The 11,825-nt window shown below is 44.8% G+C and carries 9 protein-coding genes; 5 read left to right on the forward strand and 4 right to left on the reverse strand.

The annotated features are described in order from the left end of the window. The first annotated feature begins 36 nt into the window (after nucleotides 1–36). Entirely contained in the window at nucleotides 37–1,377 is a 1,341-nt protein-coding gene (locus RXV91_RS13080; RefSeq protein WP_316440222.1) for a nucleobase:cation symporter-2 family protein, read from the forward strand. Between the two features lie 1,246 nt (nucleotides 1,378–2,623). Beyond that, on the forward strand, nucleotides 2,624–3,907 hold the full coding sequence (locus RXV91_RS13085) for an NCS2 family permease (RefSeq protein ID WP_316440223.1): 1,284 nt from the start codon (nucleotides 2,624–2,626) through the stop codon (nucleotides 3,905–3,907). Nucleotides 3,908–4,014: 107 nt separating this feature from the next. On the opposite strand, the gene RXV91_RS13090 is transcribed toward RXV91_RS13085, so the two are convergent. Then, nucleotides 4,015–4,917 carry an NmrA family NAD(P)-binding protein gene (locus RXV91_RS13090; protein ID WP_316440224.1) on the reverse strand — a complete coding sequence of 301 codons (903 nt, stop codon included), beginning with the start codon at nucleotides 4,915–4,917 and terminating at the stop codon, nucleotides 4,015–4,017. Between the two features lie 309 nt (nucleotides 4,918–5,226). Here RXV91_RS13090 and RXV91_RS13095 point away from each other — a divergent pair, with 309 nt between their 5' ends. Genes RXV91_RS13095 through RXV91_RS13105 form a run of 3 tightly spaced genes read left to right on the forward strand, consistent with a single transcriptional unit; the run spans nucleotide 5,227 to nucleotide 7,904 of the window. Further along, nucleotides 5,227–6,060 (forward strand): EAL domain-containing protein, encoded by an 834-nt coding sequence (locus tag RXV91_RS13095; protein ID WP_316440225.1) that lies wholly within the window; start codon nucleotides 5,227–5,229, stop codon nucleotides 6,058–6,060. Further along, entirely contained in the window at nucleotides 6,044–6,562 is a 519-nt protein-coding gene (locus RXV91_RS13100) for a hypothetical protein (RefSeq protein ID WP_316440226.1), read from the forward strand. Before RXV91_RS13095 ends, RXV91_RS13100 begins: the two co-directional genes overlap by 17 nt. Nucleotides 6,563–6,575: 13 nt before the next feature. Further along, the gene (locus RXV91_RS13105; protein WP_316440227.1) at nucleotides 6,576–7,904 is read left to right on the forward strand and encodes a glycosyltransferase family 2 protein; all 1,329 of its coding nucleotides are present in this window, start codon (nucleotides 6,576–6,578) and stop codon (nucleotides 7,902–7,904) included. A gap of 271 nt (nucleotides 7,905–8,175) precedes the next feature. Here RXV91_RS13105 and RXV91_RS13110 read toward each other — a convergent pair whose 3' ends face one another. From RXV91_RS13110 to purH, 3 genes are all read right to left on the reverse strand, one after another. Next, nucleotides 8,176–8,850 carry a methionine synthase gene (locus RXV91_RS13110; protein WP_316440228.1) on the reverse strand — a complete coding sequence of 225 codons (675 nt, stop codon included), beginning with the start codon at nucleotides 8,848–8,850 and terminating at the stop codon, nucleotides 8,176–8,178. Between the two features lie 181 nt (nucleotides 8,851–9,031). Beyond that, nucleotides 9,032–10,270, reverse strand: a complete 1,239-nt coding sequence (purD, locus tag RXV91_RS13115; protein WP_316440229.1) for a phosphoribosylamine--glycine ligase — start codon at nucleotides 10,268–10,270, stop codon at nucleotides 9,032–9,034. Nucleotides 10,271–10,292: 22 nt separating this feature from the next. Further along, the gene (purH, locus tag RXV91_RS13120; protein WP_316440230.1) at nucleotides 10,293–11,825 is read right to left on the reverse strand and encodes a bifunctional phosphoribosylaminoimidazolecarboxamide formyltransferase/IMP cyclohydrolase; all 1,533 of its coding nucleotides are present in this window, start codon (nucleotides 11,823–11,825) and stop codon (nucleotides 10,293–10,295) included.

Here is an 11,825-nt window from a genome sequence, read left to right on the forward strand (position 1 = left end):
TAGGCAAATCAGCTTAATCGAGAGAGGAAGATTGATTTGAAGGAAGTATCCGTAGCACCTAAAATTACCAACATTAAGGCGGCCGTTTTAGGATTTCAACATCTGTTAGCCATGTATTCGGGTGATGTGCTTGTCCCGTTATTGATTGGGGCAGCCTTGCATTTCAGCCAAGAACAATTAACTTACTTAGTTTCAATCGATATTTTCATGTGTGGCATTGCAACATTCCTACAATTAAAACGCACCCCGCTAACAGGGATCGGACTTCCCGTCGTGCTTGGCTGTGCAGTCCAAGCCGTCAATCCACTGATTCAAATCGGTAAAACGTACGGTCTGGGGACCATGTACGGTTCAATTATTGGTGCTGGTATTTTTATTTTCTTGATTGCCGGACTGTTTTCAAAAATCAAGAGCCTCTTTCCGCCCGTCGTCACGGGATCACTAATTACAATCATTGGTTTCACCTTGATTCCAGTGGCCTTTCAGAACCTGGGTGGTGGCGATACTAGTGCTAAAGATTTTGGTAATTTGCAAGCACTAGGTATCGGTTTTCTTACGATTGCCATTATTTTATTAATTAGTGTTTTTGCACGAGGTTTTATGAAGTCCGTTTCAATTCTAATCGGGATCTTAGTTGGTACCTTGATTGCTGGTGCCATGGGCATGGTTTCCTTGAAACCCGTCGCCGAAGCCAGCTGGTTCCACTTACCGACCCTCTTTTACTTTGGTACGCCCCATTTTGAATGGTCATCTATTCTGACGATGATCCTCGTCTCATTGACCACAATGGTCGAATCAACCGGGGTCTTCTTTGCCCTTGGCGACATTACTGGTCGTAAAATTGAAAGTGATGATTTAAAGCGGGGTTACCGAGCAGAAGGGATTGCCGTTATCCTTGGTGGATTATTCAGTACTTTCCCTTACTCAACCTTCTCCGAAAATGTCGGGGTCGTTCAATTATCCGGTGTCAAAACACGGAAACCAATTTACTTTTCCGCAGCCTTCTTAGTTGTCTTGGGCTTATTGCCTAAGATTGGTGCGTTGGCTACTATTATTCCCGACCCAGTACTAGGCGGCGCCATGGTCGTCATGTTCGGGATCGTTGGGATTCAAGGAATTAGAATGTTAGCTCAAGTTGATTTTCGTAATAATAATAACTTGCTCGTTGCAGCCGTCTCCATTGGGCTCGGCTTAGGGGTCACAGTTCAAACAAACATCTTTCAATTCTTACCTGGTGCCCTTCAGATCATGTTAAGCAACGGGGTTGTCGTTGGTAGTTTAGCCGCGGTTGGCCTTAATCTGCTTTTCAACCGGCATGCAGCTGAAAACACCGTCGATGATGAATCAGTCGGTCTCAACGAAACTGAACAACATTAATCGTTATTCTTAAATACAGCGGGGCACATTCCTACAATATAGGATGTGACCCGCTGCTTTTTGTTCTGATGCGCCACATCAAATCTTGTTAATCATCATTCCAATCGAGTTTATGCTGACGTGCATTCACTGAACACAACCAATCCACACGCTTCGCTAGTCAACCGTTCATGAATCATGATTATAACGTGCCAGTTAGTCGGATTGCTGTTCGTCAGCACGTGTTCATCCTAATCCGACCTCCGGGGCTGGGTGCCAATTGCTGGAACGCAGCCGACGTCGATTTGAGCTCACGCAGAAACCCACTGCGCAATCTCAAATACGAGTCTTATTCTAAGCCGGAAGCACCCCACTCCCAGCTAAGAATAATTTGGCTACTGAGCATTGTCACCCAGCCCCTCCAGTCGGGAAGCCGCTCGAATGGCTGATGAACAGCCACTTAACTTGGTACAATCGGTCGTTGAATATTTTGATACTGGGACTTCAATTAAACGTTAAGTTATCATCGTCCATTTTAGCTACTCCAATACTAATATGGTGATTTAGGCATAGTTGATCTGTCAAAATAGGATTATCAGTCTGACAGTTTGCTGACAGGATTATCGTTTGAGAAAAATAATGATCAATTCATCAAAAGTTGGGTACGTCCATATCTGCCATTCGAACACTGTCCCGACTGGAAGGCGTTTCTGACAATGCTCAGCACTTCAAGAGTGTGAGGTCCAACCGGGTTGGGTTGAGGATTAGCCTAGCGATGTTGCTAAGCGGATGGTCTTCCCCGATTGGCAATATTGTGTAGCTAACCGCAGACCCAGGTTGGCCCGAACACGTTTCGACAATATTGCACGCCTATGGAAGACCAGCATTTAAGACGTGGGTTTCGGCTTAAATCTGTGTCCATCGCGTTCCAGCAATTGGCAGAAATGCCTGGAAGTCGGTCTAGGACGCTCAAGCCAAACATGTTTACGCTAGTTCGACCTTTTTCCAGCGGGTTTAAGCTGGTGCTTTTGACCTTAACCAATTGGCATGTTTTGATCATCATTCATGATACTTTGGTAAAAGTGGACAATGACTGCATGGTCGCTTGAGACTACCCTGACGATGTTGGAATTAAGTCAACCGAAAGAGATAAAACAATAAATTCCCTGTTACCCTAAAAAACAGTATGTTATACTAGACAATTGTTGAATTGTTAGTTTTTTATTAATTTTAGGAGTGGGTCATTATTCTAGAACAATTATTTCATTTGCGTGAAAACCGTACTTCAGTCCGCCGCGAATTGATCGGTGGTCTGACGACCTTTTTAGCCATGTCTTATATTTTAGCCGTAAATCCCGAACTATTGGGCAGTACCGGCATGAGCAAAACTGCTGTCTTTACCGCAACAATTTTAGCCGCCATTGCTGGTTGTCTATTAATGGGATTGGTAGCCAACTTCCCCGTAGCGCTTGCGCCTGGGATGGGGTTGAACGCCTTCTTCACTTACACAGTCGTCCAAGAATGGCATATTCCATGGCAAACGGCCCTAGCAGGTGTCTTGGTTGCTGGGATTCTCTTTATTCTATTAACGTTATCTAAATTACGCGACAAATTGATTAATTTGATTCCGAGCGCCTTAAAGTATGCCGTATCCGCCGGGATTGGATTATTCATTGCCTTTTCTGGGCTCCAAACTTCTGGTATTATCGTTGCTAACAAGTCAAATGCCGTGGCCCTTGGCAACTTACACAGTCCGACCGTTTTATTAGCAATTTTCGGCATTATTGTTGGCATTATGTTAGTCACTGCTAACGTTACTGGTGGTATCTTTTGGGGCATGTTTATCACAGCCGCAGTCGGCATGATTTTTGGCATCATTCCCTTACCAACTGGCATCATCAGTGGTGTTCCGAGTGTCCAACCTATCTTTGGTCAAGCAATCACCCATCTTGGCAATATCAATTCATTTCAAATGATTATCGTTATTTTAACGTTTTTCATTATTGGGCTTTTTGATACATCTGGGACACTCGTTGGGGTAGCCACCGAAGCCGGAATGGTGGATAAGCAGTCCGGTGAAGTTAAGGGAGTTGGTAAAGCACTCTTTAGCGGTGCGCTCGCGACATCCTTAGGCGCAATCTTTGGGACGTCACCAACGACGGCTTACGTGGAATCAACCTCAGGTGTGGCTGTTGGGGCACGAACTGGCTTATCATCGGTCTTCGTTGCGCTCCTGTTTACCGTTGCCGCCTTCTTCTCACCAGTTTTAACAGTGATTACGTCTGCGGTTACTGCTTCAGCACTGATTATCGTCGGTATTTTGATGCTTTCAAACGTTCAGTACATTGATTGGACCAAGTTTGAAATTGCCGTACCAGCATTTTTTACCATGATTATGATGCTACTTACTTACAGCATTTCGGAAGGTTTGGCCGTTGGTTTTATCTTTTATCCGGTCACGATGACCGTCAAAGGACGTTGGCGTGAAGTCAATGCCCTCATGTGGACGATGATGGTCGTCTTTATCCTGTACTTCGCCTTTGTTGCTTAAGGCACCATTGGTTAGTCTAGCAACTGCATAGAAGGTCAAAAACACCCACGAGTTTTCGAAAACTCGTGGGTGTTTTTGACTTTCATTGCTCATATAACTGATCTTAATTAGTGTTTGATGACCTGTTGATTATGGTAATCTTCAGCAAAGACTTGTGCAAAATCGGCCATCTTGACAGTCCCCAATCGTGGCTGGTGAGCCCGATAGTCCGCATAAAAATCGTGCTCACGTTGGTAAGCAACCGTTTTGACATACTCTCTTGCAAAAGCTATTGGCATTCCCGCCGTCACTAAATTGTCCTGCATGACCTCATCGGGGACTTGTGAGACACGTAAATCTGGCATCTTGAGCATCTTCGATAATGCTGACGCAACTTCCAAATAAGTCTGTTCATCACTAGCAACATAGGACACCGTCTGTCCAGTAACCGGTTTAGTCAAAGCTTTAATGATAACTGGTGTGACATCAACCGGCGCCACCCATACGTTCTTAACATCGAGACTAGCATTAGTGTAAATCCGATGACTTTTTCTAATTGTTGGTACACTGTTTAATAGATTATAGTACATTGCAGTTGGCCGAATGAACGTTAAGTCAACATCTGGTAAAGCCGACATTAACGTCTGTTCAATAATGTGATACATATACAACGAACCAACCTCTGGGCCTAAATCAGCACCCACGCTACTCAAGTTAACGACTCGCTTCACCCCAGCTGCATTGATTGCAGCTGCATAGATCTCCGCTTGCTGTTTGGCAGCAACATAAATATCATCACTAGCCAACACGCCGGTCAACATTAAGTAGACAACATCGGCTCCCTTGAAAGTCCGTGTCAAAAATGCCTCATCATCGAGACGGCCGATTGCCGGCGTTGCTCGAAAAGCTTTGATTAGCCCACTACGACTAGGCTGATGGCTAATAACCGTCACATCATGCCCATTGTGGGTCAGTTGAGGAACGAGGGTCTGATTAATGCGACCGATCGAACCTGTTAAAACAATTTCCATTTCACAATAACCTTCTTCTTTAATCTACGTTGTCTCTCAAAGTCATTATCGATTATAAGCGACCACTAAAACCTCGTCAATTATTCGTAATTATGTTAGCCCGACAATGTCAGTGGATGGTTGTCTGTTTTCTTCATAAGCTTAATCTGATTGATAACATTCAGCAGACAATCCTATTTATCAGCATATAATATTGATTGAAACTGTGCAAATATAGGCATATAATGTCAAGAATGTTTAACTATATCAACTATAACTGCTGGACGTTTTTCCTGCTGTCATAAGTTTTTTTGTGGAGATTATATATAAATGAACCTAGTGCAATTAGAAACAGGATTACTTTGGTTGACTGGTTTAATTACCGTCGGCTTTATCCTCACAATCGCGATTTATTACTGGTACTCTCGTAAGCACTCCAATAACTATCTTGAAAACGACGATTTTAAACTTCGCTATTTTATTCAAAAACAGGTCGATTTTCGCGGACAGACGACCGGATACGAGTGTCTGTTACGTCAACATAACACTGACGGTTCATGGTCATTGCCACCACAACTGGACTCCTTACCACTCCAACGCGTGATCTTCTTACTTGAAGATACCTTTAAGTCATTACCTGATGAAGCCATTACACTATCAATCAACTTGGAGTATGAACAAATCATTAGTCCTGAATTTCGCTACTTTGTTCGCTGGGCCATCGCGAATATTGAGCCGATGCATTTAGCTGTTGAATATACGCCACAGTATCAGTCACGCCACATCAACAAACAGCTATTTCGGCGACGAATCCGTGAAGCCCGCACATACGGCATGAAACTTGGGATTGATAACGTCGGGGCTAGTTTAGCTAATTTGAAGAATATTCAATGGTTACTAGCAGATATCGACACACTAAAATGCTCAATGCGTTCGTTTCGTAAGGAAGATCCTTCCGTTTGGCTAGACTTGAACCTTCAATTTTGGAATCAACTCTCAAAAGATAACGATATCGATTTAATCTTAATGGGAATTGAAAATGAAGCTGACGAACAGCTAGCCGAGCAACTCCAGATTAGTATTCGTCAAGGCTATTTATTCGGCCATCCCATCAATCCCGACCAACCAACAACCAAGGAGGATCAGCATGACCAAACAACCTAATGAAGATTCCAACCGGCAGCAACTTTATTCTGATGCCTATTTTGATTCTGACCACTGGGGGCTTAAAATTTGGCAAACCATTGTCGGACTAGTAGGCTGGTTAGCTGTCATTATCCCAATCACAGTTACGATCCTTTCCATCTGGTCAAGCTATAATCCTCACATTCCTCGTTTCTGGCATTATCATGAGGGCATCTTTGAATTTAAGTTTATCGGTATCCTGCTGGTCTTTTGCTTTGCACTTGCTTCACTCTTTGCTGTAACCATGACTATTATTCAGAACCGTAAGCGCGAACGGGTCGTTGAGCAGTGGCCGACCTTTAATCCCATCAATCAGAAAAAACGGCAACAACTGTTAGCAAAATTCATGGATGACCGTTTTGGTAACGCTGAATTTCGAGAAAACACTCGTTATTACCGTGTCAAACCGGAACAGAATCTTGATACGGATCAAATTCAACAACTCTACCAAAAAAATGATTTGAATGATTTAAACGATTAGGAAGGAAGTCACCATGACCAATATTTTTATTGACCACTTATTTGAAGCAACGTTCTTAAAAACGATTGTCAATCTGGCCCTCCTAATTCTCTGTCTGTATCCCGTCATTGGCTCATTCTTTTGGTTTGCTGGCTCATTATCCTATCGCTTTATTAAGACCAACAAACGCGATGACAATTGGCAAGCCATTCCGGCTGACCAACAACCTATGATTACTATCATGATCCCCGCTCACAATGAAGAGGTCATGATTGAAGAGACCATCACTTATTTGTTCGACGAACTCAATTATACGAACTATGAAGTCTTGGTCATGAACGATGGCTCGACTGACAAGACCGCCGCTATCATTCAGCGCTTGCAGTCAAGTTATCCACGTCTGCGGACCGTTGAGATCGAGAAAAACAAGGGTAAAGCCCATGCTTTCAACATTGGAATGTATTTTGCTAAGGGTGACTATATTCTGAGCAATGATGCCGATACGATTCCTGAAAAGGACGCCTTGATGAAGTACATGAACTTCTTCATCCATGACCGTGATATGAATACTTCCGCCGTTACGGCCAACATGGATGTTCAAAATCGCACGTCCCTTCTAGGTAAATCACAAACTGTCGAGTTTTCAAGCATCGTGGGCGTTATCAAACGTAGCCAAACATCCATCAATGATTCAATGTATGCTTACAGTGGCGCTAATACGTTATATCGCAAACAATTTCTCGTTGATGTTGGCGGCTTCCGTCAAAATCGGGCTACCGAAGATATTAGTATTGCGTGGGACCATCAAATGGTTGGGGCCGTCCCCCGGTTTGCGCCCAACATCGTCTTTCACATGAATGTTCCCACTACGATTCGCGATCTTTACCATCAACGTAAACGCTGGGCTCAAGGTGGCACCGAGGTCTGGTTAACAAACATTAAAAAGTTTCTTTTACACCCGATTGCCCATCGTTATCAACTGTCGATGTTCGTTGATTCAACCTTGTCGATCATCTGGTCGTTTTTCTTCATCATTACTTCCCTAATGTTTTTAATCCTCATGGGCTGGTTCTTAATAACCGGTAACTTCGAACGCCTCTATCATGGCTTAATGTTGTCATTTGTCTTCGTCAGCTTTGAACTATTGGCAGGTTTCATGCAATTACTGGCCGCATTACTACTAGATCATCACGGTGCAAAATTAAAATATTGGTTTTTTGCACCGCTCTACATGTTGTTTTATTGGATGATTAACCCGCTTACTGTAGTAGCAACGTTCGTTCCGGCACTAAAAACCATCTTAGGCTTTGGCTCCGGGACATGGGTCAGCCCAAAACGCCAATCCTTACAGAACAAAAAGTAACGTTCGAGTAACCGAACGCGACAACAAACTAACCAAGAGCACCCAATGACGCGCCATCATGTTTGCACACACCAATTTGACCCTACTAACAAAATCGTGCGATTAGCCGAGACACACTCAGTTAACCGCACGATTTGATTTATTTTTAACTACTAACACCGCAATAATCTGTTATGAATCAATATTTTCTAAATCTTCGATATCCCAAATCCGCCAGCTTAGGCCTGCCGCAAGCAGTACCAGTTAATGAAACTTACTACGGTCAGTGCGCTTACACTGAACAACAATTGCCATGCGTCACGTGCCACTGCACACAAAGATCAGTCGGCAAATTACGGACAGCCTCTTGGCTAACTTGTGTACTAAGTTCAGCAATCGTCATGACCTGACGCCCACCAAGTGCACAACTATTCAGCTGAATCTGGCGCGCACCAACTTGGTACAAATCACTCATAATTTGATGATACGCCGCTGCCAAATCGTGCACCATTTCTGAATCTGACTGGTAGACTTGGCTGAGTGCAGTTGCATTAGCTGGCCGCTTAAGTTCCGCCAAACAAAGTGTAGGAGCTGGCAGTATTTGCTTATCGACTACCCCACCACTAATCTGGTCACGCATAAATTCAAAATGAGCGACAGCCGGATGATTGAAACCACTAATTTTACCAGTAAGTGCAAATGCTGGTGTTTGGGGCGTTGATGCTCGACCAATGCCCTGTAACCCCCAAAAGAAATTGAGATGCCACCAGTTTTGATTACGCGACTCACCACTATTAACCGGTTTTTGGATATGGTGAATAAACGCAGCATCCTCGACATTTTTAAGTCCGGCTGCGCTGACACTTAAAGTTGTTAACTTTCGTTGCAGATAACCATGTCGACTACCAGCCACATGCCAATGATGTATGCGCCGCTTAACTACCATCATCAAAGCGCCCATTTCCATACTAACTTAGCCTCCAAATTGCTTTCAACATATCAAAATAAAAATCGTCCCTTTATTTTCGCTTAAAAAGGACGATTTTAACGTTGGTGCTGGTCATTTCCAACACGCAACCTCAAATTTTATAACGAATTTAAGTAATGCACTTAGCATAGAATGGGATAATCTGATTGTCAAGCATTAATCAGCGCAACTGCTCAATTCCTTTGGCCCCAATATCGGTTCGATAAATCAGACTGCCAATCTCCAGTTGGTCAATTCGCTGATAAACTGCCTGTTGTGCTGCTATCAAGTTGGAGGCACTAGCCGTTACCATCATCACTCGACCGCCCGCACTGACTAATTGATCCGGTGTACCGGCTACGCTCGCATAATCAACTCCTGCCACGGTTGGGATGGGCACCCCCGCTTCGGCTGCCCCCGGATAACCGGGGGCGGCTAGCACAACTCCGAGGTAGCTAGCAGTCGTCTGCCACTGAACGTGCGGTTGCCGGTGCCGAAGCAAATCGACAACAACTTGATAGAAATCACTCTGTAGTTGCGGTAATAAGATTTGAGTTTCAGGATCACCTAATCGCAAATTATATTCAATAACTTGAACGCCAGCTGCAGTGAGCATGCCACCAACATAGATGACACCTTCAAAACTCAACCCATCCGCTTTCATTCCAGCAATTGTGGGTTCAATAATCGTGGTAACCGTCTGCTCAATGACTGCCGGCGTAATTTGTGGCACTGGTGAATAAGCCCCCATCCCGCCCGTGTTTGGTCCCAGATCATGATCTTGTAACCGTTTGTGATCCTGCGCCGTTGGTAACAATACATAGTGCTCGCCACCAACTAAGACCATTTGTGAGAACTCAAAACCGGTCACATAATCTTCAATCAACACAGTCGCACTGGCCGCAAACGCCGTTATAATTGCCGTTGCCGCCTGTTCATAACTCATTGCGACCGTTACACCTTTGCCAGCCGCCAGTCCATCAACCTTGATAACTTGTGGCAATGACTGTTCACGACTATAAGTCAGCGCAGGCGCTAACTCGTGAAATTGGCGATAATCGGCGGTCGGAATGTGGTGGCGACGCATAAAGGCTTTGGCGAATACTTTGGAGCTCTCCAACTGTGCAGCCGCCTGATGCGGGCCAAAAATAGCAAGACCTGCTGCCTGGAAGTAATCAACGATGCCGGCTGCTAACGGTACTTCTGGACCAACGAAGGTCAATGTGACCGTATTGGCCCGCACAAAGTTAACTAAACCCGCAAAGTCCATTTCTTTAATCGCCAACGTCTGAATCCCATCCGGTACCATTCCCGGATTACCAGGCGCACAATAAACAGTACTGACCTGCGGACTTGCCATCATCGCCTTGGCAATAGCATGTTCACGACCACCACCACCAACTACTAATACTTTTGCCATGTTCGCACCATCCCTTCACTAATTAATGCCGGAAATGCCGGACACCAGTTGTGACCATCGTAATACCATACCGATCAGCCATCGCAATGGAATCCTTATCGCGAATACTCCCACCTGGTTGCACGATGGCACGAATACCATGTTGAGCCGCGTATTCGACACAATCATCCATCGGAAAGAAAGCGTCAGAAGCTAAAATAGCCTGCTCATAACCAGCCTGTTGCATGGCCTTGCCAATTGCAATCTTGGTGGCGTCGATCCGATTCATCTGTCCAGAACCAATTCCCAACGTCCGGTCCGCCGTCGTAACGACCACCGCATTACTCTTAACGTGTTTAACAACCTGCTGGCCAAAAGCTAAAGCTTTTAACTGCTCCGGTGTTGGCTGCGTCTGAGTAACAACTGCAAAATCAGCTGGCGTTTCAAAGGTTGCATCAACCTCTTGACATAATAAGCCACCACCAACTGAAATGGTTTCAAATTTATCAGCCGTATGGGCCTGATCAAAATCAACCGTCATTAAACGCAAGTTTTTCTTCTTGGATAAGACGGTTAAGGCACCGTCATCGAAACTTGGTGCAATAATAATTTCCAAGAATAACGCGTGCATTTTTTCCGCCGTTGCTAAGTCGACAGGTCGATTGAGTGCAATAATGCCACCGAAAATGGAAATCGAATCAGCTTCATAAGCCTTATCCCAAGCATCCTCAATCGTCGTCCCCAACCCAACACCACAAGGATTCATGTGTTTCATCGCCACTACGGCCGGTTGTTGATATTCACTGACCATCCGCAACGCCGCGTCAGCATCCTTGATGTTATTGTAAGAAAGCTCTTTACCATGAATTTGGTGCGCACCCGTAATTGAAAAGTCAGTTGGTAGTGCATTTTCGTAGAAAGCCGCTTGCTGATGACTGTTCTCACCATAACGAAGGGCTTGCTGCTTGTCGTAAGTGAGCGTTAACTTATCTGGAAATTCCTCAGTCGTTAAATATTGGGCAATCAGTGCATCATAAGCCGCGGTATGTTGAAAGACCTTGGCAGCAAGGTGTTGCCGTACTATTGGTGTAATGGCGTCCGCTTGTAGGTCCGCCAAAATTTGATCATAATCAGCCGGATCTACAATTGGTAGTACGGCAGCAAAGTTTTTGGCGGCGGAACGCAACATCGATGGGCCACCAATATCGATCTGTTCAATGGCTTCGGCCTGTGTCACATCGGGTCGCTGAATCGTCGCCTTGAATGGATAAAGATTAACAACGACCATGTCGATTGGCTGAATCCCGGCTGCTTCTAATTGGGCCATATGTGCTGGTAGATCACGCCGAGCCAACAAGCCCGCATGGACCTTGGGATGCAAAGTTTTGACCCGTCCATCAAGCATTTCAGGAAAACCGGTCACTTCTTCAATCCCAATCACTGGAATGCCCGCTGCTTCGAGTGCCTTTTTCGTCCCACCAGTTGAGATCAACTCGTAATCTAGCGCAACGAGTCCCTTTGCAAAATCAGTTAATCCTTGCTTATCAGAAACACTTAACAACGCACGTTTTGTCAT

Origin of the sequence: Lactiplantibacillus sp. DA1, from assembly GCF_032681335.1 — a bacterium.
Taxonomy (GTDB): Bacteria; Bacillota; Bacilli; order Lactobacillales; family Lactobacillaceae; genus Lactiplantibacillus.

Excerpts from the sequence above, each read along its gene's own strand:
- RXV91_RS13090 (WP_316440224.1), bottom strand. The coding sequence starts at position 4,917 with ATGGAAATTGTTTTAACAGGTTCGATCGGTCGCATTAATCAGACCCTC.
- RXV91_RS13095 (WP_316440225.1), top strand. The coding sequence starts at position 5,227 with ATGAACCTAGTGCAATTAGAAACAGGATTACTTTGGTTGACTGGTTTA.
- RXV91_RS13100 (WP_316440226.1), top strand. The coding sequence starts at position 6,044 with ATGACCAAACAACCTAATGAAGATTCCAACCGGCAGCAACTTTATTCT.
- RXV91_RS13105 (WP_316440227.1), top strand. The coding sequence starts at position 6,576 with ATGACCAATATTTTTATTGACCACTTATTTGAAGCAACGTTCTTAAAA.
- RXV91_RS13110 (WP_316440228.1), bottom strand. The coding sequence starts at position 8,850 with ATGGAAATGGGCGCTTTGATGATGGTAGTTAAGCGGCGCATACATCAT.
- purD (WP_316440229.1), bottom strand. The coding sequence starts at position 10,270 with ATGGCAAAAGTATTAGTAGTTGGTGGTGGTGGTCGTGAACATGCTATT.
- purH (WP_316440230.1), bottom strand. The coding sequence starts at position 11,825 with ATGACAAAACGTGCGTTGTTAAGTGTTTCTGATAAGCAAGGATTAACT.